This is a genomic window from Lentisphaera araneosa HTCC2155, from assembly GCF_000170755.1.
GTDB lineage: Bacteria > Verrucomicrobiota > Lentisphaeria > Lentisphaerales > Lentisphaeraceae > Lentisphaera > Lentisphaera araneosa.
In genome coordinates, this window is sequence record NZ_ABCK01000005.1 from 92,144 (window position 1) to 111,766 (window position 19,623).

Sequence of the window (19,623 nt, forward strand, 5' to 3'; positions counted from 1 at the left end):
ATATGTACACTCAATGGCACCCCGTAGGAAAAACCGCTGACTTCCCCCAAGATTTAGGGACAAACGTAAAAGTTAATGACAAGCAAATCGCTATCTATCATCTTACAGATGGAAATTGGTACGCCGTCCAAAACTTATGCCCTCACCAAAAACGTATGGTTTTATCCAGAGGTTTAGTTGGCGGAGACTTTGAAAAACCCACAGTTATCTGTCCTTTACACAAACGTTCTTTTAGCCTTAAAGATGGCCAACTCATGAGCGACAATAAGGATTGCGACAATATCAAGACTTACCCCGTTAAGCTTGAAAACGACCTAATCCTAGTAGAAGTCTAAACTTAAAGGGCGCTGAGCGCCCAATGTGATAAAGAATGAAAAACTGTAAAACAACCTGCTCTTATTGCGGAGTTGGATGTGGTATTTCTTTAAGCAAAGACAAGGACAGTTTTCTTTCGCTCAAAGGTAATGAGCATTACCCCGTGAACACGGGAATGCTCTGCTCCAAGGGCATGAACCTTCACAACACTGTCATGGACAAGAGTGACCGTTTGCTAGAACCGCAAATGCGCACTGCCAAACACCACCCCTTACAAAATGTAAGCTGGGATCAGGCCATGACACGAGCTGCAGCAGTCTTTAAGTCTATCATAAAGAAGTACGGTCCAAACTCAGTTGGCCTTTACGTATCTGGTCAACTCTTAACAGAAGAGTACTACTTGGCCAACAAGCTCACCAAAGGCTTTCTCGGCACAAATAACATCGACACTAACTCACGCCTGTGCATGAGCTCAGCTGTTGTTGGATACAAAAAAACAATTGGCGATGATGCGCCTCCCATTTCCTATGACGACATCGAAAACAGTGACTGTTTCTTTATCGCTGGTGCAAACCCAGCCTGGTGTCACCCCATCCTCTTCCGTCGCATAGAGAAAAGAAAAGAACAATTTCCCGACGCAAAAATTATTGTTGTCGATCCTCGTAAAACTCAAAGTGCTGAAATGGCAGACCTGCATCTGCCCCTTATCCCCGGCACAGATGTCTACCTCTTTAACGCCATCGCAAAACTTCTCATACAATATGGTGCGGTGGATTACCATTTCTTAGAGTCTCATTGTAATGGTGGACATCAACTACTCGAATTTCTTAAAGATGTGGATCTTATTGAATCTGCACAAGCCTGTGGCCTTGAACTCAATTTAATTGAACAAGCCGCAAAAATGATTGCTAAATCCAAAACCTTACTCTCTATGTGGACCATGGGTTTGAATCAAAGTTCCATTGGAACTAACAAGAATTTAGCTCTCATCAACCTCAACTTACTAACAGGTCGCATTGGCAAAGCTGGGAGTGGTCCATTTTCACTCACTGGTCAACCCAATGCCATGGGGGGTCGCGAAGTCGGCGGCCTCGCCAACCTGTTAGCAGCCCATCACGACCTTGCTAACCCTGATCATTGTAATAAAGTCGCCAATTACTGGGGTTGCGGGTCGGTTTCTTCTCAGCCGGGTTTAACTGCTACGGAAATGGTTGATGCACTCGACGACGGTCGCCTGAAGGCGATTTGGGTCATTTGTACCAACCCTGTGGTTAGTTTACCCGATCTCGAAAAAGTTGAACGCGCTTACAAAAATGCCAAGTTTGTCATGGTGTCCGATATCTCATCGAAATCCGACACACTCAAATATGCCGACATGATTCTCCCCGCCGCTGGCTGGGCTGAAAAAGAAGGCACCATGACCAACTCTGAGCGTCGTATTTCCTATGTGCCCAAACTCATTGAGGCTCCAGGTAATGCTCGCCCCGATGTCGACATCCTCATGCACTTTGCGCAAAAAATGGGTTTTGAAGATGCCTTCACTTACCCTAATGCCGAAGCTATTTTCAACGAGCATAGGGAATTAACCCGCGGAACCAACATCGACATCTGTGGTGTTTCTTATGAGCGTTTAAAGAAAAATTCCATCCAATGGCCTTGTCCAAGCACAGATCACCCGGGTACAATACGCCTCTTCGAGGACTTTAAATTTTTCACTTCCGACAAACGCGCCAATCTTCATGTGGTGGAAGCTCCTCACCAATCGGAAAAAACGAATTCTGATTTCCCTCTGGTTCTTACAACGGGGCGTATTCGCGATCAGTGGCATACCATGACGCGTACAGGAAAAGTCCAACGCCTTAATCAACACATTCCTGCTCCTAAGCTTGAGATCCACCCTAATGATGCTCTTGAACTCGGCATTATTGACGGAGAAAATGTCGAAGTCACCAGTCGTCGTTCTAAGTCAATTATCGCCTGCCAAGTAACTGATTCAATTCGTCCAGGCACCGTCTTTCTTCCCATGCACTGGGGTTATATCAACGGTTCCAAACAAGCTCGTGCCAATAACCTCACGTCCGATTTGGTTGATCCTATTTCCAAAGAACCCGACTTCAAATATTCGGCCGTTCGCGTGCAAGCTTTAGCCAAGAAGAAGCGTAAGATTGTTCTTGTGGGTGCCGGTGCCGCTGCACTTGAATTCATTCACTCTTACAGAAAAATCAATCAAGAAGATGAAATCCACGTCTTTGGTCGCGAACCTCACCTCTTTTATAATCGCGTCATGCTCCCCGATTACATCAACAATGAAAAAAGTTGGGAAGCTATTCTTCTTTCTGAAACTCAGGAATTGGAAAAACTCAAAGTCACGTATCACGAAGGTACTGCCATTGAGCAAATCTCTCGTGAGCAGCAAACCATTACGGATAGCAAAGGGACTTCTCATAACTACGACACGCTCATTTTAGCGACGGGAAGTCGTCCCACTCAAACCATGAAAACTCCCGATAATATGCAGGGATTCTTTGGCTTGCGTACCAGACGTGATGCCGATCGTATCAAATCTTATCTCAAAGATGGTGGTAAAGCCGTCATTATTGGTGGTGGTTTACTCGGCCTCGAACTCGCGGGATCACTCGCTTCACTCGGAGTCGAAGTCACTATTATCCAACGCTCTTCTCGCCTTATGCGTGGCCAACTCGATGATATGGGTAGTGATATTCTCCACGACGAAATCATCAACCGCAACATCGAAATTGTCTATAATGATGAAGTCGCAAGCTTTGAGGGGGACACACACTTAAAAGCTATTGAACTCAAATCGGGTAAAAAACTTGCCTGTGATGCGCTCTTCTTTGCTGCTGGCATAAAACCCAATATTGAAATTGGCCAAGAAGCAGGACTCAAATGTGATCGTGGCATCATGGTCAATGATCAACTCTTAAGTTCCGATCCAAAAATTTTTGCCATGGGTGAAATTGCTCAACACCGCAATAAAACTTACGGCACGACTCCTTCAGCTCAAGACCAAGCACGTATCGTTGCCGCCTACCTCAATGGTGACCGCTGGGCGACTTACAAGGGTTCACTGAGTTTCAACATTCTCAAACTCAAAGATCTCCAACTCGCTTCTTTGGGTCAAGTTCGCAAACCTGAAGGACCTGAGTACGACGAAATCACTTTAATTGACCGTCGCAAAAATTATTATAAAAAATGTATCTTGCGTAACGACGTGCTTATTGGCGCCATCCTCATTGGTGACAAATCTGAATTCAACCACTTTAAAGATTTGATTGAGCAGGAGATTGAACTCGCTGATCAACGCCTCCCACTACTCAAAGGAAGTGCAGAACCCGCCGAGCCACCAATAGGCAAAGTTGTCTGCTCATGTAATAATGTCGGTGAAGGCAACATAGAAAACCTTATTAACGAAGGCTGCTGTAACTTTCAAGAACTCTGCACAAAATCAGGTGCAGGTACTGGCTGTGGTTCTTGCCGACCTGAAGTTAAAAAAATACTTATGAAAAACATTGCCAATAAAGCCGAAGAGGTTCAATCATGAATATGAAAAATTTACTCACGATTAATGCTCCTGGCGGCATGCTTACTCCTAATGACCTGCTCAAATTAGTCGAACCCGAAGGAGTCGACGGCTTCATTTTGGGACGCCGTCAAAATATCCTCATTGATTATCCTGGTACTCCACAAGAGCTTTCTAGACGCGTTAATGTAGACCCCGTGCCCCTCGTGCATCCCAATATCATTTGTTCGCATGCTTCTGGTGGCATTGATCTCGAAAAAAATGACTGGGCTTACATTAATGAAGATTATCAGACTATTTTTGATTCGTTTACTTTTAAGCCAACACTCTCTGTCAGTATCTGCAGTTTTCAGCAGAGCATGTTCCCCCTCTTTTCGAGTAAGCTTAATTTTATCGCCTCAAATATCGAAGGTCTTTGGCATTTAGTTATCATGCTGAACCAAGAGCGTGTTTTACTCCCACACTTATTCAAAACGACTCAAGTGGCACCTGCCGTCCAGGCCATGCAGGACTTTATTGCTAACGATCAATTCATTACTTCGCATCATTTAGCTGAACTCCTTGAAGCCTCGCTACCCCTCAATGAAAACAAGAGTGCTGACCTCATCTTGCCACCACTTCAGAATAGGGATTTTGAAGGTTTCACCCCCATGAAAAATGGTCGTCTTGCCCTCAACATCTTCTCTAACCACAAACCTTGGAAAAAAGAGTTCATCCGCGATTTTGCGAATCTCGCAAAAGAACATGATCTCAATAGGCTTTATGTGACGGCTGGACGTTCATTACTGATGAAGCATATCAGTAAAAAAGATCTCCATTCCTGGGAAGCTCTACTCGGACGCCATAACATTAGTATTCGTCATTCTGAACAGGATTTAGCTTGGATTGTGCCTTCACACAAGTCCAATTCGATCAAGTTAAAAGAGCAAGTCATTCAGGAACTCAATCACGAAGGTTTCGCTTGCCATGGCCTCAATATTGCCATTGATCCACGAGATTCAGATTGTGGCGCCCCCATTATCATTAATACCTCAAAGAACTTCATGAGTCTTTCTTGTAGAGTCATTTATAAGCCAAGTTTTGACTATCGGCATTCAGGCTTTAAAACTGCAGGCAAGAACCTTAATTTCGATGAACTCCTTACTTGTTTGAGAGATTTGCAACAGCAATTCCATACACGTAAAATCGATTCCGCAGGTGTAAGAATCCAGCCCATTAGTTTAGAGGATAATCAACCCGAGCAATATCAATGCCCTGATTGCCTCAGTGAATATCACAAAAATGCAGGTGATCCTCAAAACGGTATTTCTCCAGGAACTGACTTCATGGACTTACCCAAGTCTTGGGTCTGCAACTTATGTGAATGCTCCAAATTAAAGTTCCAGCCCATATAACATAAGGTCTCAGGTCTCAGAACCAAGCTGGATAAGGGTAGGGAAAGCTCCTTGCGGAGCCTCCCCTCCTTCCGAACCGTACGTGCGGATCTCCCGCATACGGCTCTCCGGTCAATGCTTACTCCGAAGAGACTGAGATTCCAATAGCCAAGCCTCTTCCAGTGAAAAGAACCCTAGCTCTGCAAAGTATTTCTTGGTATATTTCCTGTTATCTATAAAGCGATGTGAACCTTTCTTACGATTGTACTTAGCGATAATACTTCGTAACCTTCGACGAAAGAAAGCATCAACTTCGAGCATAGCCCAACGATTTGAGTGTTTGAAGTACTCATACCAACCTTTGAGACTAGGCCTGAGACCTTTAATGATTTCTTCTACCGATTGCCAGTTACAACGCCTCGTATGCTTTCGCACAGTGTCTTTCATTTTAGCCATACTCTGTTTTCTTGGCCACCTATTTATCCTGCCCGTTCTTTTCGAGCGCTCAAAGTGATAACCTAGAAATTCAAAGTACTCATCCTGCTGATTCATGTCGGCAATTCGGGTTTTATCGGGATGGAGGTTCAGACCATGAGCCTTCATCCAACGCTTGATTTTGCGCAAGCCCCTCTTAGCCGATTTCGCATTATTACACACCACCAGAAAGTCATCCGCATACCTTACGATTTCAAAGCCAGCCGCTGTCATCCTGTGGTCGAATTCATTGAGGTAAATATTGGCAAGTAGTGGGCTAATTACGCCTCCTTGCGGAGTCCCTTTCTCGGGATCCCACTCCTTGATCCCATCAAATATTCCTGCTTTGAGGAAAGCTTCTATAAGATCTAGGGTCTTGCCATCGCTTATTTTCTCTTTGACTCGTTCCATGAGTTTGTCGTGCGGTATCATATCAAAGTAACTTTGAATATCCGCATCAATGACGTAGAGCTGTCCCTGCGTAAGTAGATGATGAACACGCCGAAGCGCATCTTTACATCCACGTTGCGGACGAAAACCAAAACTTTGTGTAGAAAAATCCACATCATATATCGGTTCAATAACATTCTTGAGCGCAGTCTGAACAACTCTATCGCGCACGGTCGGTATTCCCAAAGCACGCGTTTTACCATCTGCTTTTGGGATCTCTACCCTGCGAACGCATTGTGGTAGGTAAGTCCCTGCCTGCAGTTGCTTCATCAATTGCTTTGTATTGTGCTCTAGCTCTGATTCGTAACGATCCAAGCTCACCATATCCACCCCGTGACTCCCGCCGTTTGCACGAACAGATTCCCAAGCTTCTATAAGGTTTACTTCTCGCGCTACTTTATCTATTAAGCTATACCATTTCTTACCTTCAACTCTTGTTTCAAGAGTTCCCAGCATCTGATCTGTCCAGACTGAAGTCGAGGCCCACGCACGAATTTCTTCGGTGCGCCCTAAGTGCTCCCATGTATGTTTAGTCATCTCTGACAATTGTTTCACTCCTTCATTCTTTTCTTCTCAGTTTCATCTTCCTACTCTCCTTCGCTCTAACAGCTTTCACCGCCTTCTTCGCTACTATGAGAGCTCTGACTCCTGCATGCCTTATTGCACTGCACATGCAGATCTCCCTAATTAACGTCACACAACCTTCACCGCATTCCGTCTCCAACCACTCTATAGACTTCCTCTACTGCTTTTCTACTCGCTGATATTCAGCATAAAGGATCTTCAGAATTACTCCTTATTATTATTTTCATTCCGTTCCAAGCTTCGCCACGCGATCGCAGGCTCGCTAGTACTATAAAGCCGAATCGAGTTCGTCATCCTACGGACTGCTGCTTCGCCTTGCCTTGCTCTCCACCCCGCCTCACGACAACGCAGTTAGGTTCGACTACAACATAATCAGCCTTTGTTGATGAGGACTTTCACCTCACTGATTGTGTGCGCTCTCAGGCGCACGAGCGCGGGCATCTTGCCCGCATTTCCTGAAAAATATTTCATTCCTCTTTTCTAAGAAAAACTCATAAAGTCATTAATAAATTGTTGCTCAGCTAAAAAGAAGCACCATATTAGGACAACGTTTTAGGAGTAGCAATGAGTTCAGATTATAACACCCGTCACACTTTAATCGCCAAAATACGCAATCAGCACGATGATCATTCATGGGAAGATTTCGTCTATTTTTACCAACGTTACATTTACGTGGTGATCGCCAAGATGGGAGTTAATAATCAGGATGTGGAAGATTTAGTGCAACGCGTCTTACTCGCCCTTTGGGAAAAACTCCCCTCCTTTGAGTACGAGCCCAACAAATGCAAGTTCAGGACTTGGATGAACCAAATCACTCGCAACACAGTGATTGCTTATTTCCGCAAACAAAAACGTTACAAAAACGACCTGGATCGCGCCGCGTCAATTCGTCTCAATGAAGAAGACCCCGAGCAAAGCGAACCCGAAGTCTACAACATGGCTGAAAAAGAATGGAAACTTCATGTCTCTAACTTGGCATGGGAGAACATCAAGGACGATTTCAAAGGCAAAGCTGCCCAGGTTTTTCTCGCTTTTAGTGAAGGTAAAGAGATCGAGCAAATTTGTCTTGATCTCGACATAAAAAAGAACACGGCCTATGTATTAAAGAACCGTGTTCAAGATAAACTTTACAAAGAAATTCGTCGCTTGGACGACGAACTCAGTTAATTCGCTTTCATACCCGTATTAGCTAAACGCGCAAAATAGGCACACCAGTCGTGAATCAAGGGCCTCACGTGACTATAGCGTTTCAGTTTTCCCTGCAATTCTTGCTTGGGGCTATTTTCAATGCGACGATCGCTAAACATCATCAACATCTCGCCAGTTCCACCATTAAAAACTTGACCTTCAATCGCCATGGCCCCACCTTTGACTGAGCCCATTGCTGGAAAGTATTTTTTAATAGGCACAAGCTCAATAATTTGAATTTCCATCAGCAGTGTCTGATTATCCAAGAAAGTGTGAGGTACAAAGCGAACATCTTTTTGCGGATCATCTAAAAAAGCTTGACGCATTTGATGCTCAAACATCTTAGCGACATCAGAAGCGACCTTGCGATTATCGGCATTATCAAAACCTGGAAAAACATCGTTCTCCTGATAGGATGTGGCATTCTTTTTATCCCACCAACCCAAACGCTTCATATATGTCACACCAATGGGTTTCATAGCAAACTTTGTGTACTGACCGATGTGAGCATTTGGTGATTTCCAAACCAATTGTAAATTCCTGCCCTCTTCCATTTTCCAAGCGTCTTCTAAAAAACTCGTTGGTGCTGCAGGTGAAGTTCCACACGCAGATAAGAAAATGGCGATAAAAATGGCCCCAATATATTTCATTTTGTACTCCTAAATTAAAAATCGTCATTAAGATACCTCAAGTGGTAATTTAGGCTAGTACGATGCTCTTTAGCACTTGTTTAATCTCAATGAAAAGTCATTTTAATAAGGATAAATACGGAGTTGTCATTTGGCGCATCAGCATCGCAATACATTAAGCATTGACTTAAGAGCTTTAAAAGAAAATTTTCACAAGCTCGAAAAGTTGAGCTCGCCCTCTCAAGTCATGCCCGTTTTAAAAGCCAATGCCTATGGCCTTGGAGCCAAAGAAATCGCCGCTGAACTCAAAGAATCTGGAGCCACAATCATTGCCGTAGCTGATCTCAACGAAGCTCTTGATCTACGTGACTTAGACCTCGACATCCTCATCCTTGGCGATATCATTCCCGAGGAAATCCCCCTCGCTATCAGAAACAATTTCATCTTACCCATTGGTTCACTGGAAAGCGCCCAGCTCATTTCTGCTCACGCAGGAGAACGTCGCGTCTTTTGTCATCTGGTTATCGATTCAGGCATGGGACGACTCGGCATCCCAGCTGCACAAGCCTTGGAGGAATTTGCGGAGATTGCAAAACTCGAGAAACTTCACTTCGATGGCGTTTACACTCACTTCCCAGTTGCTTATTCCGATCGCGAGTTCTCACTCCAACAAATCGAAGCATTTAAAGATTTCCTAAATCAATGCCCTCATACATTTAAACGTATCCACATTGCCAACTCCGATGGCATTCATAATATCCCCGAAGCCTGCCAAGCTCCTTTTAATTTTGTCCGCACTGGACTCAACCTCTATGGATGTTTTGACCTAGAAGGTGCTCAACGAGTTCAACTAGAACCCATTTTGACACTTGCATCGCGCCTCGTTCGCGTTCGCGAATTAAATGCTGGTATGAGTATTGGCTATGGACGAGAATGGCTATTAGAAAAAACGACTTTAGTGGGAACCGTCGCGCTCGGTTATGCCGATGGTTTTCCATTTAACACAAAGGCCTATGTATTATACCAAGGCCATAAATGCCCCGTTATCGGGCGCATATCTATGGATTACATCACCATTGATCTCAGTCAATGTCCTAACGCAAAGAGTGGCGATGCCGTTCTCTGCCTAGGCGATGCAATCCCCGTTGCAAAATGGGCCAAATGGAAAGGTACCATTACTTACGAAATCATTTGTTCCTTGGGACAAAGAATAAAACGCATATACAAAAAATAGGAGAAACCATGAATAGAAGAACCTTCATCCAAGCCAGTTCACTCACCGTTTTAGCGAGCTCATGCGCCACGAGTAAGAGCCAAGAGAAGCATGGCAGCTACTTTGTTGGTGGTGGATCCGGTAAGAACGGCGGCCTACACCTCTACAAAACTTGTGCCACAGGAGAAAACATCGAACTACTTTCGATTGCGGGAGAAGGTGAAAGTCATGGCTTCCAAGTTTACCACAATGACACACTCTATTCATGTGCGACTCGAGGTGCTAAAAAAGAACAAGTTCATTCTATAGAAGCTTATAAGCTTAATACGAAAGAAAACACTCTAGAGAAAATCAGTTCTTTCGAAACTGCCGCTAAACTTTGCCATGTGGCAGCGCATGGCTCACTGCTTGTGGTGACGGCTTATGGTGGCAATTATATTGAAAGCTTCCAGCTCGGCGAATCTGGCGAAATTCAAAAGCAATTGCAAAAATATAGCTTCACTGGCGGTAGCAAGGTTAACCCCAAGCGCCAGAATTCACCACATCCTCACTGCTTTACTTTTGATAATGAGGGTAAATTCGGCTTCATGCCCGACCTCGGCCGTGACCTCATGCAAGCTTTCCAAGTCGTTAATAACAAGCTCATTTATCGTCATGACCTCGACTATAAATCAGCTCCAGGTTCTGGACCACGCCACTTTACTTTCCACCCAGATGGCAAACGCGCTTACTTGATCAATGAACTCGATTTCACTCTTACCGCATTCATCTACCAAGAAGGTCAGCTCACAGAAACGGATAACAAGCGCTGCTTACCTACTGACTTCACAGAATGGAATAGTTGTGCCGACGTTCACGTTCACCCCAATGGCCATTACGTCTACGCCTCAAACCGTGGTCATAATAGCCTCGCTATCTTCAAAATAGCTTACGATAAAATCGAGTTCCTCAAAAACGAATCGACCATGGGAGAAATCCCCCGTAACTTTGGCATCTATGATGACTTTGCTCTCGTGGCCAACCAAAGTAGCGACAACATCGTTTTATTCGATCTCGATGCTGAAACGGGTATGCTCACCTACAAATCTAAAACCGAAGGTATTGGTCGCCCTAGCTGCGTCAATCTTATTGACTAATATGTTTGCATACCCGCATTAACGAACACTAAAAAATGCCGAGCACCCGCTCAGCATTTTTTATATTATTTACCTGGAATCGCGGGCAGCTTGCCTGTATAAACAGGTGGTTTTATCAGAATAGTAACGGATTAGAGTTCTCTCGCAAAGGCGCCAAGCCACAAAGTTTTTTTCCCATAAATAATTAAAGAAACTATTTCACCACAGAGTGCACGGAGAACTCAGAGAAAAGAGGAGTTTTTAGTTTGTTCTTTTTGAACAGTTGGCAGATCGGCTTCGCAGGCTCGTCTTGATTTTTTACTGGATAAGGGTAGGGAAAGCTCCTTGCGGAGCCTCCCCTCCTTCCGAACCGTACGTGCGGATCTCCCGCATACGGCTCTCCGGTCAATGCTTACTCCGAAGAGACTGAGATTCCAATAGCCAAGACTCTTCCAGTGAAAAGAACCCTAGCAGCCTGTCGGAATTCTGAAAAGATATATTGCGTATCAAGCCGATCAAATCACGTCAACATGTACATGTAATGATGAGTTTAGTCGTCTTTACAGAGCACCAAGTAATTAGCGAGTAGAAATCACCTTATCTGTATAAAAAAGAGTGCCTGAGAGCCTTTTTAGGCTCCAATAAAGAATTTTTTATCGAACGGCGACAGGCCATTGCCTTTTGTGAGTTTAAATATTCTTTTGAGGTTATAAGCGATGCTGAGTAAGTCCCACTCGAGGTTAACTTTTTCAATACCTCGCAGGAAAAATTGCCTGAACCCGAGCACTTCTTTAATTATACCAAAGGCTGGTTCCACTGTTTGTTTACGCAGCTTATAACATTCTCTCCCTCGTGTAGTTTGAAGCTTTTGGCGCATAGCTTCTTTTGGAGTTAAACCTTGAGGTGAGTATTCTAGGTCATCTCTCTTTTCTAAGTCTGCGACTGTTCGCCCGTGAGGCGTACGTTCTACATCACAATAAACTTCAGTGTTTTGGGTTTCATCGCTTTCGATTTTTGTAACAGCTCCCTCGGAGTAATAACCACTATCAGCCAAGAGTTCACTGACTTCTCTGATGGAGGAATCTATGCTATTCAAGGCTGGATCAAGCTGTAGTTTGTCATTGGGATCATTTGTTACATAGGCACCGAGAATCAACATGCTACCTTCAATATCTACCGCCGCTTGAGCGTTATAGCATTGCTGAAAACCTGATGAAGATGTCTTCATAATACGACTTTCTTCATCGGTGAAATTTACTTGCGCTTTATCGTCAGGTATATCTTGAGGAGGCTTGGGTTCACGTCCACGAGGTTTTCCGCCTTTATCACGAATAGTTTGTCGTGTTTTTTGTTTCTGTTCATACTCTTCTTGCTTTGCTTTCATCTTTTCGGAATGACGCTCTTCGATGATTTTTCTCGCATCTTTGAGTTTAGCTATACGGGTTTCGCGTCGAGTGATTTCTTCTGGTATGCTCAAGCCTTCTTCAAGTGGTTTAGAGTCGGCCTGTTCAGCTTTTTGAGTTAACGCATCAACTTCTGCGCTAAGCAACTCAAGTAACTCACCTGATTTCTTATACGACACGGCCGAATGCTTACTTGCATTGGCCTTAATCTTTGTGCCATCTACGCTTACTCCACCCAATTTCTTAAGAACTTTTAATTCCGAAGCTAATTCTAAAACTTGAATAAATGCTTCTTTGAAAGCGACTCCATTTTCTCTGCGAAATTTACAGATAGTATCATGATCGGGATGTAAATCTGCTGCTATGTAGCGCACGGCTAGATCTGAATAAGTAGCGCATTCTATTTCTCGTGAGGAAAAACGACCCGTTGCATAACAATAGATCAATATTGAAAGCATTAAGTGAGGATGGAATTGATCGGAACCACTGCCTGTTGGATTTGTCTTGAATTTATCGACTGGCACAAGATCCACTGCATCAATTATAAAGTGGACTATATGATCTTCGGGTATCCAGTCATTCAGACTTGGAGGTAGTAACAAAGGAGTATTTCTATCAAAGTATTTGAACCGGGATGACATAAAATAAACCTACTTGAATTAGCATTTATTCAAAATACTCCAGCTTCCTCTAATTTCACTTCTCGAGTCAGGATAAGTCCGACAGGCTGCTAGCTCTGCAAAGTATTTCTTGGTATATTTCCTGTTATCTATAAAGCGATGTGAACCTTTCTTACGATTGTACTTAGCGATAATACTTCGTAACCTTCGACGAAAGAAAGCATCAACTTCGAGCATAGCCCAACGATTTGAGTGTTTGAAGTACTCATACCAACCTTTGAGACTAGGCCTGAGACCTTTAATGATTTCTTCTACCGATTGCCAGTTACAACGCCTCGTATGCTTTCGCACAGTGTCTTTCATTTTAGCCATACTCTGTTTTCTTGGCCACCTATTTATCCTGCCCGTTCTTTTCGAGCGCTCAAAGTGATAACCTAGAAATTCAAAGTACTCATCCTGCTGATTCATGTCGGCAATTCGGGTTTTATCGGGATGGAGGTTCAGACCATGAGCCTTCATCCAACGCTTGATTTTGCGCAAGCCCCTCTTAGCCGATTTCGCATTATCACACATCACCAGAAAGTCATCCGCATACCTTACGATTTCAAAGCCAGCCGCTGTCATCCTGTGGTCGAATTCATTGAGGTAAATATTGGCAAGTAGTGGGCTAATTACGCCTCCTTGCGGAGTCCCTTTCTCGGGATCCCACTCCTTGATCCCATCAAATATTCCTGCTTTGAGGAAAGCTTCTATAAGATCTAGGGTCTTGCCATCGCTTATTTTCTCTTTGACTCGTTCCATGAGTTTGTCGTGCGGTATCATATCAAAGTAACTTTGAATATCCGCATCAATGACGTAGAGCTGTCCCTGCGTAAGTAGATGATGAACACGCCAAAGCGCATCTTTACATCCACGTTGCGGACGAAAACCAAAACTTTGTGTAGAAAATCCACATCATATATCGGTTCAATAACATTCTTGAGCGCAGTCTGAACAACTCTATCGCGCACGGTCGGTATTCCCAAAGCACGCGTTTTACCATCTGCTTTTGGGATCTCTACCCTGCGAACGCATTGTGGCAGGTAAGTCCCTGCCTGCAGTTGCTTCATCAATTGCTTTGTATTGTGCTCTAGCTCTGATTCGTAACGATCCAAGCTCACCATATCCACCCCGTGACTCCCGCCGTTTGCACGAACAGATTCCCAAGCTTCTATAAGGTTTACTTCTCGCGCTACTTTATCTATTAAGCTATACCATTTCTTACCTTCAACTCTTGTTTCAAGAGTTCCCAGCATCTGATCTGTCCAGACTGAAGTCGAGGCCCACGCACGAATTTCTTCGGTGCGCCCTAAGTGCTCCCATGTATGTTTAGTCATCTCTGACAATTGTTTCACTCCTTCATTCTTTTCTTCTCAGTTTCATCTTCCTACTCTCCTTCGCTCTAACAGCTTTCACCGCCTTCTTCGCTACTATGAGAGCTCTGACTTCTGCATGCCTTATTGCACTGCACATGCAGATCTCCCTGATTAACGTCACACAACCTTCACCGCATTCCGTCTCCAACCACTCTATAGACTTCCTCTACTGCTTTTCTACTCGCTGATATTCAGCATAAAGGATCTTCAGAATTACTCCTTATTATTATTTTCATTCCGTTCCAAGCTTCGCCACGCGATCGCAGGCTCGCTAGTACTATAAAGCCGAATCGAGTTCGTCATCCTACGGACTGCTGCTTCGCCTTGCCTTGCTCTCCACCCCGCCTCACGACAACGCAGTTAGGTTCGACTACAACATAATCAGCCTTTGTTGATGAGGACTTTCACCTCACTGATTGTGTGCGCTCTCAGGCGCACGAGCGCGGGCATCTTGCCCGCAACTGCGGACAAATCTTCCCATTCAAAATCTAAAATTAAGCATTCATAATTAGCTCCCACCTTTCCGCCCGCGGTGGCAGCCGCAACCCGCTGTTAAGCGAAACTCTCCTAACCCTATGCTGACAAAACTTCCCATTCAAAATCTAAAATTAAGCATTCATAATTAACTCCCCCCTTTCCGCCCGCGGTGGCAGCCGCAACCCGCTGTTAAGCGAAGCCCTACAACTTTTAATATTCACCTGGGAGCGCGGGCAGCTTGCCCGCAATTGCTGACAAAACTACCCATTCATAATTAAGAATTCAAAATTAAGAATTAACCTCCTCCCTCTTACCCACAAATAAACTAATCAAATGAAGCAAGAAAGCTCCGACCTTTCCCTGTCACAAATCTTGTACTTAAAATGCCTCACTTTATATTGGCCGATCGTTTAAAAAAATATCTTAAAACTAAGGATACTTCAATGTCTGCGATTTCCGCACTCCAGGCTGCCCGTGCAGCTTACCAACCCAAGCTCCCCACCGTTTTTGCCAATGGCGCCGCCGTCAACATTATCGAAGGTGATGCGACCACTGCAGCGGCTGACCTCGATCAAATCCAAGCTCTGTTCCCCGAAACTTATGGTGCACCAAAAGTCAATTTCGAAGCAAATATGAATAAGACCACTACAGCCATCAATGTTGCCGTTATCCTCTCTGGTGGACAAGCTCCGGGCGGACACAATGTGATTGCCGGTATTTTCGATGGCATCATATCCTTGAATGCAGATTCAAAACTCTACGGATTTCTCGGTGGCCCCGGTGGTGCAGTTGATAATAAGTATATGGAAATTGACTCGGCAATCATGGATGCCTACCGCAACACAGGCGGTTTTGATATCATTGGTTCCGGTCGTACAAAACTTGAAGAAACGGCTCAGTTCGACCAAGTTATTACCAACTGTAAAGCACTGAATATTGGCGCTCTCGTCATCATTGGTGGTGACGATTCCAATACCAACGGTTGCGTTTTAGCTGAGTACTGCAAAGCACAAAACTCTGGCATCCTCGTCATTGGCGCACCTAAAACGATTGATGGCGACCTTAAAAACGAAGACATCGAAGCTTCATTTGGTTTTGACACAGCCTGCAAAGTTTACAGTGAACTCATTGGTAATATCTCGCGTGATGCTTGCTCAGCTCGCAAATACTGGCACTTCATCAAAGTCATGGGGCGTTCTGCTTCCCACATTGCCCTTGAATGCGGACTTCAAACCCGCGCCAACGTCACGCTCGTTTCCGAAGAAGTGGAAGCTAAAGCCATGACACTTGGTGGCATTGTTGCAGATATCGCAGATAAAGCCGTCAAGCGCGCAGCGAAAGGCGAGCATTTTGGTATTGTCGTTATCCCCGAAGGCGTCATTGAATTCATCCCCCAAATGAAAGTTCTCATTGCTGAGCTCAATGACCTACTTGCACATGACGCAAGCCTCTCCGACTCTCTCCCTATCGCTGCTGATGTAGATCAACTCCAAAGCCACGGCCTCAGTGCTGAATCCGCAAGTGTTTACCTCTCCATGCCAGCAAATATCCGTCAGCAACTGGTGATGGATCGTGACCCTCATGGCAACGTGCAAGTTTCTCGTATTGAAACCGAGAAACTCATTGCGAGCATGGTAGAAATGTATATGGAAGAGAATCACGCGGATATCCACTTCTCTGAGCAACATCACTTCTTTGGTTACGAAGGTCGTTGCGCTGCGCCATCGAACTTTGATGCCGATTACTGCTATAGCCTTGGTTATACCGCAGCCGCACTCATTGGCGCCGGTAAAACTGCTTGCTTAGCCTCAGTTAAAAATCTTAAATCACCCGCTTCTGAATGGGTTGCTGGGGGTATTCCATTGACTTCTATGATGAATGTTGAACGCCGTCATGGTGCCGATAAGCCCGTGATCAAAAAAGCACTCGTCGAACTCGATGGCGCTCCCTTCAAAGAACTCGTCGCTAATCGCGATGAATGGGCACTTCATTCAAACTACGTCTTCCCAGGTCCGATTCAGTACTTCGGCCCCACAGAAGTTTGTGATCAACCCACCATTACTTTGACTCTCGAACAAAGATAAGTCCCAGAGCAAAAACTCTTAAAGCCCTTCTCAAACGAGAAGGGCTTTTTTGCGTAAAGGTCTAATCATTATAGAAGTTTGACTCCCTCTTAAATACGGGCCAGTTACACTGAACACTCACTAGCAAGACAAAAGTCCATAAAATAACCCAAGTCCCCAAGGCTTTTTTCACCTAAGCTTTTGCGAAGTCCGCAAAGTCCTAGTCTATTAAATTATTGATATTTACTTGGAGGTAGGAGTCACTCAAACAATTCAGTTTCCCCTTATTCCACAAAAGTGCTTTGGCCACTTTTGATGCGGAGCCTGTCTTAATGAGTCGCCTCACCTGAAATCACTGATGAATATACTTTTTATTTGCTCCATGAATCAATGGCGTAGTCCCACTACAGAACATATCTATCGCAATCATCCTGAGCTCGCAATTCGCTCTGCAGGAACAAGCAGAAAAGCGAGGAGAACTGTTTCCCACTCAGATATTAAATGGGCTGAGCTCATTTGTGTCATGGAATCCAAGCACCGCAACAAATAAAAAGCCGACTTCAGAGATTTAATGAATTACAAAAAGATATATGTTTTGGATATCGAAGATAATTATCAGTACATGGATGCCGAACTCATTGAAATCTTGCGACAAAGCATCGACACCATAATAGAAATCGCTAAAGAAGCCTAAGCTGACTATGAAGAAAAATATTGTAGAAAGAAATATAAAGAGGCGTTTAGCTAAGCTCGAAAGAAGAAGAGGCAAACTTTCCAAAAAACAAATCTTAAAAACGAAGGTTTCCACTATTGATCCCTGGATGCGCGTCGCCATTAACCTCGTTGGTGGCGTCAGTATTCTTTATGCCGTCACAAATGAGCATTCAATTCCTGCTTATATTTTTGGGTCCATTATGTTATTATTTGGAATATTCGGAAATAGGCAAAGCCTTGAAACGATTGTCGATCAATTATGCACCCAGGGTGTCGATCTCACTTTGGATGCTATTCTTGCCAGCATAATCGACTAATCAAAAATCCCAAGAACGTAAAATTGTAAGAAATGAATAAACTTAAATCAACTTCCATCCTCGTCCTAACAATTATTGCCGGCAGTTTGGTGGGCAATGTATCGATCTATTACGATATCGTCTTTTTTTCTGGGCTCATCTTCTTATTAGCTGTGGTCACTTACTTCATGAAGAAAGCGGAACAAATTGTGGATGAAGGCTCACTTGAAGAGTTAAATCAATGCTTGAAAGAATTAGAAAACTCGAATGATTTAGACGAAAAATCTAAGCAAAAATTAATCATCGAAATCCAGCAAAAAATCGAACTCAAACAAAACGCCGAAGAAGTAAATTCTTCGCAAGAATAAATAATCTATAGAAGACTCAAAACAATGAAAATATTCGCCATCGTCACAATCATTATCGCATTGATTATAAGCATTTTTATAGGCTCAAATTTATTCATCAAAAACATCTACCTAAGCGTTAGTATATAATTTAAAAACAGAAAATAAGGTAACAACATGGATGGTCGAAATCGTTCAAATATTAAATTTGGTCTAGAAGTGAGAATTGTTCTTAAAAAAGACCAAAGGTCTGGGGCGCTCACGGAAGGAATTGTCCAAAATATATTGACCAATTCCTCCTTTCATCCCCATGGTATCAAAGTTCGCCTAGAAAGCGGCGATGTCGGAAGAGTCAAAGAAATCTCAGAATAAAAATCATGAAAAATACACTACTAATCATCACGTTAATTTTCTTTGCTTTGTCAACTCAAGCAAAAGCACCGCTCTCAAAATATGTCATCACAGAAACACCATTTTTAAGTAAGACGGCAATATCAACTTTAAATTCAAAATTAAGCGATTTTGAACATGGAGAAAATAAAAAAATACTTGTCTTTGTAATCAAAAGTTTTAATGGGCAAGACGAGGTGAAATATTCACATGAGCTATGGAAAAGAAAGAAACTCGATGGCAACACCATCATATTTATCATTGCAAAGAATGATAGAAAAACACGTATAAGTGTGGGTGACCATTTAGACGAAAAGCTAACTGATAAAGAAGCTAAATTCATACTCGATAAAATAGTAAAACCTAATTTCCAAAAGAAGTTGTTCGATAAAGGAACTGAATTAGCAATTGATCAAATAATAAAAGAATTTGAAAAAGAGTAACACTTAAATTGAACCCAGCTTAAAAATTCCGCACCAATAAAATGCACTTAAAGAAACACTTTACTAAAACCGACCTCTTAGTGATCCTTGCCATTTTTTGTGTGATTGGCATTTTTACTATCCCTGCACTCTCAACAAACTCCGATAGAAGAGCTCCACACCCGTGTAATATTAATTTGAAAAAAGTTAGCATTGCAATGCAGATGTATTTTTCAGATGGTTCAGAAACAGTGTTTCCAACAAATACTAAGTTCTCTTATTTAGATCAAAATAGTCATATAGCTAAAGTCTTCGGATTAGATGCAAGTATCCTTACATGCCCAGCAAAAAGAAAACATGGCGACCATGTTTATTCGATTGACAAGGCTATTCAAGGACTCGAGATAAGAAAATGGGAAAGCACTGATTCACTTATTGGCTATGACAGTACGAAAAAAGGTAATGTGGACGTTCATATCCCTGCAAATAAAGCATACGGCCTATTTGGCGACGGACATATTGAACCGATACTAGAAAACAAAGAACGAGCATACAAGTAAATCGAACTAAGTGCCATAGTCAATACTCTCGAT

At 43.4% G+C, this 19,623-nt stretch carries 19 protein-coding genes and 1 pseudogene; 14 read left to right on the forward strand and 6 right to left on the reverse strand.

The window, feature by feature from the left end:
- Nucleotides 1–2: 2 nt before the first annotated feature.
- Genes nirD through LNTAR_RS06170 form a run of 3 tightly spaced genes read left to right on the forward strand, consistent with a single transcriptional unit; the run spans nt 3 to nt 5,250 of the window.
- Nucleotides 3–335, forward strand: coding sequence for a nitrite reductase small subunit NirD (nirD, locus tag LNTAR_RS06160; RefSeq protein ID WP_007277793.1), 333 nt, complete (start codon nt 3–5; stop codon nt 333–335).
- A gap of 35 nt (nt 336–370) precedes the next feature.
- On the forward strand, nt 371–3,877 hold the full coding sequence (locus tag LNTAR_RS06165) for a nitrate reductase (protein WP_007277794.1): 3,507 nt from the start codon (nt 371–373) through the stop codon (nt 3,875–3,877).
- Nucleotides 3,874–5,250, forward strand: a complete 1,377-nt coding sequence (locus tag LNTAR_RS06170; RefSeq protein WP_007277795.1) for a rubredoxin — start codon at nt 3,874–3,876, stop codon at nt 5,248–5,250. Before LNTAR_RS06165 ends, LNTAR_RS06170 begins: the two co-directional genes overlap by 4 nt.
- A 111-nt stretch (nt 5,251–5,361) precedes the next feature.
- Here LNTAR_RS06170 and ltrA read toward each other — a convergent pair whose 3' ends face one another.
- Nucleotides 5,362–6,690: a group II intron reverse transcriptase/maturase gene (ltrA, locus tag LNTAR_RS06175; RefSeq protein WP_007277796.1), complete on the reverse strand. Its 1,329-nt coding sequence runs from the start codon at nt 6,688–6,690 to the stop codon at nt 5,362–5,364.
- Between the two features lie 612 nt (nt 6,691–7,302).
- On the opposite strand from ltrA, the gene LNTAR_RS06180 reads away from it, so the two are divergent.
- Nucleotides 7,303–7,905: an RNA polymerase sigma factor gene (locus LNTAR_RS06180; RefSeq protein ID WP_007277799.1), complete on the forward strand. Its 603-nt coding sequence runs from the start codon at nt 7,303–7,305 to the stop codon at nt 7,903–7,905.
- Here the strand turns inward: LNTAR_RS06180 and LNTAR_RS06185 are convergent.
- Nucleotides 7,902–8,576, reverse strand: a complete 675-nt coding sequence (locus LNTAR_RS06185) for a DUF3313 family protein (protein WP_007277800.1) — start codon at nt 8,574–8,576, stop codon at nt 7,902–7,904. The two genes, LNTAR_RS06180 and LNTAR_RS06185, sit on opposite strands and share 4 nt — an antisense overlap.
- A gap of 130 nt (nt 8,577–8,706) precedes the next feature.
- On the opposite strand from LNTAR_RS06185, the gene alr reads away from it, so the two are divergent.
- Entirely contained in the window at nt 8,707–9,789 is a 1,083-nt protein-coding gene (gene alr / locus LNTAR_RS06190) for an alanine racemase (RefSeq protein ID WP_007277801.1), read from the forward strand.
- A gap of 8 nt (nt 9,790–9,797) precedes the next feature.
- Nucleotides 9,798–10,904: a lactonase family protein gene (locus tag LNTAR_RS06195; RefSeq protein WP_007277802.1), complete on the forward strand. Its 1,107-nt coding sequence runs from the start codon at nt 9,798–9,800 to the stop codon at nt 10,902–10,904.
- A 610-nt stretch (nt 10,905–11,514) separates the two neighbouring features.
- On the opposite strand, the gene LNTAR_RS06200 is transcribed toward LNTAR_RS06195, so the two are convergent.
- The 4 genes and pseudogenes from LNTAR_RS06200 to LNTAR_RS27895 all read right to left on the reverse strand — a co-directional run bounded on the left by LNTAR_RS06200 (nt 11,515) and on the right by LNTAR_RS27895 (nt 14,291).
- Nucleotides 11,515–12,927 carry an IS1182 family transposase gene (locus LNTAR_RS06200; protein ID WP_007277803.1) on the reverse strand — a complete coding sequence of 471 codons (1,413 nt, stop codon included), beginning with the start codon at nt 12,925–12,927 and terminating at the stop codon, nt 11,515–11,517.
- A gap of 18 nt (nt 12,928–12,945) precedes the next feature.
- Nucleotides 12,946–13,374, reverse strand: a complete 429-nt coding sequence (locus LNTAR_RS27885; protein WP_337998504.1) for a group II intron maturase-specific domain-containing protein — start codon at nt 13,372–13,374, stop codon at nt 12,946–12,948.
- A gap of 15 nt (nt 13,375–13,389) precedes the next feature.
- Nucleotides 13,390–13,794 (reverse strand): annotated as a pseudogene (locus LNTAR_RS27890) (reverse transcriptase domain-containing protein); the annotation flags it as partial.
- Nucleotides 13,725–14,291, reverse strand: a complete 567-nt coding sequence (locus tag LNTAR_RS27895) for a reverse transcriptase family protein (RefSeq protein WP_238527724.1) — start codon at nt 14,289–14,291, stop codon at nt 13,725–13,727. The gene LNTAR_RS27895 and the pseudogene LNTAR_RS27890, both read right to left, overlap by 70 nt.
- 950 nt (nt 14,292–15,241) lie before the next feature.
- Here LNTAR_RS27895 and LNTAR_RS06210 point away from each other — a divergent pair.
- The 8 genes from LNTAR_RS06210 to LNTAR_RS06240 all read left to right on the forward strand — a co-directional run bounded on the left by LNTAR_RS06210 (nt 15,242) and on the right by LNTAR_RS06240 (nt 19,590).
- Nucleotides 15,242–16,882, forward strand: coding sequence for a diphosphate--fructose-6-phosphate 1-phosphotransferase (locus LNTAR_RS06210; RefSeq protein WP_007277807.1), 1,641 nt, complete (start codon nt 15,242–15,244; stop codon nt 16,880–16,882).
- A gap of 337 nt (nt 16,883–17,219) precedes the next feature.
- Nucleotides 17,220–17,411, forward strand: a complete 192-nt coding sequence (locus LNTAR_RS27695) for a hypothetical protein (RefSeq protein WP_202944936.1) — start codon at nt 17,220–17,222, stop codon at nt 17,409–17,411.
- A 21-nt stretch (nt 17,412–17,432) separates the two neighbouring features.
- Nucleotides 17,433–17,555 (forward strand): hypothetical protein, encoded by a 123-nt coding sequence (locus LNTAR_RS28190; RefSeq protein WP_007277809.1) that lies wholly within the window; start codon nt 17,433–17,435, stop codon nt 17,553–17,555.
- A 7-nt stretch (nt 17,556–17,562) separates the two neighbouring features.
- Nucleotides 17,563–17,892 (forward strand): hypothetical protein, encoded by a 330-nt coding sequence (locus tag LNTAR_RS06220; protein WP_007277810.1) that lies wholly within the window; start codon nt 17,563–17,565, stop codon nt 17,890–17,892.
- 32 nt (nt 17,893–17,924) lie between these two features.
- Nucleotides 17,925–18,239: a hypothetical protein gene (locus LNTAR_RS06225; protein ID WP_007277811.1), complete on the forward strand. Its 315-nt coding sequence runs from the start codon at nt 17,925–17,927 to the stop codon at nt 18,237–18,239.
- Between the two features lie 156 nt (nt 18,240–18,395).
- Nucleotides 18,396–18,590: a YwbE family protein gene (locus tag LNTAR_RS06230; RefSeq protein WP_007277812.1), complete on the forward strand. Its 195-nt coding sequence runs from the start codon at nt 18,396–18,398 to the stop codon at nt 18,588–18,590.
- Nucleotides 18,591–18,595: 5 nt separating this feature from the next.
- The gene (locus tag LNTAR_RS06235; protein ID WP_007277813.1) at nt 18,596–19,051 is read left to right on the forward strand and encodes a TPM domain-containing protein; all 456 of its coding nucleotides are present in this window, start codon (nt 18,596–18,598) and stop codon (nt 19,049–19,051) included.
- Nucleotides 19,052–19,092: 41 nt separating this feature from the next.
- On the forward strand, nt 19,093–19,590 hold the full coding sequence (locus LNTAR_RS06240) for a type II secretion system protein (protein WP_007277814.1): 498 nt from the start codon (nt 19,093–19,095) through the stop codon (nt 19,588–19,590).
- Nucleotides 19,591–19,623 lie beyond the last annotated feature (33 nt).

Bases quoted from the DNA above. Each gene is read 5' to 3' on its own strand.
- nirD (WP_007277793.1), top strand. From the start codon at position 3: ATGTACACTCAATGGCACCCCGTAGGAAAAACCGCTGACTTCCCCCAA.
- LNTAR_RS06165 (WP_007277794.1), top strand. From the start codon at position 371: ATGAAAAACTGTAAAACAACCTGCTCTTATTGCGGAGTTGGATGTGGT.
- LNTAR_RS06170 (WP_007277795.1), top strand. From the start codon at position 3,874: ATGAATATGAAAAATTTACTCACGATTAATGCTCCTGGCGGCATGCTT.
- ltrA (WP_007277796.1), bottom strand. From the start codon at position 6,690: ATGACTAAACATACATGGGAGCACTTAGGGCGCACCGAAGAAATTCGT.
- LNTAR_RS06180 (WP_007277799.1), top strand. From the start codon at position 7,303: ATGAGTTCAGATTATAACACCCGTCACACTTTAATCGCCAAAATACGC.
- LNTAR_RS06185 (WP_007277800.1), bottom strand. From the start codon at position 8,576: ATGAAATATATTGGGGCCATTTTTATCGCCATTTTCTTATCTGCGTGT.
- LNTAR_RS06195 (WP_007277802.1), top strand. From the start codon at position 9,798: ATGAATAGAAGAACCTTCATCCAAGCCAGTTCACTCACCGTTTTAGCG.
- LNTAR_RS06200 (WP_007277803.1), bottom strand. From the start codon at position 12,927: ATGTCATCCCGGTTCAAATACTTTGATAGAAATACTCCTTTGTTACTA.
- LNTAR_RS27885 (WP_337998504.1), bottom strand. From the start codon at position 13,374: ATGAATCAGCAGGATGAGTACTTTGAATTTCTAGGTTATCACTTTGAG.
- LNTAR_RS06210 (WP_007277807.1), top strand. From the start codon at position 15,242: ATGTCTGCGATTTCCGCACTCCAGGCTGCCCGTGCAGCTTACCAACCC.
- LNTAR_RS27695 (WP_202944936.1), top strand. From the start codon at position 17,220: ATGAATATACTTTTTATTTGCTCCATGAATCAATGGCGTAGTCCCACT.
- LNTAR_RS28190 (WP_007277809.1), top strand. From the start codon at position 17,433: ATGAATTACAAAAAGATATATGTTTTGGATATCGAAGATAATTATCAG.
- LNTAR_RS06220 (WP_007277810.1), top strand. From the start codon at position 17,563: ATGAAGAAAAATATTGTAGAAAGAAATATAAAGAGGCGTTTAGCTAAG.
- LNTAR_RS06225 (WP_007277811.1), top strand. From the start codon at position 17,925: ATGAATAAACTTAAATCAACTTCCATCCTCGTCCTAACAATTATTGCC.
- LNTAR_RS06230 (WP_007277812.1), top strand. From the start codon at position 18,396: ATGGATGGTCGAAATCGTTCAAATATTAAATTTGGTCTAGAAGTGAGA.
- LNTAR_RS06235 (WP_007277813.1), top strand. From the start codon at position 18,596: ATGAAAAATACACTACTAATCATCACGTTAATTTTCTTTGCTTTGTCA.
- LNTAR_RS06240 (WP_007277814.1), top strand. From the start codon at position 19,093: ATGCACTTAAAGAAACACTTTACTAAAACCGACCTCTTAGTGATCCTT.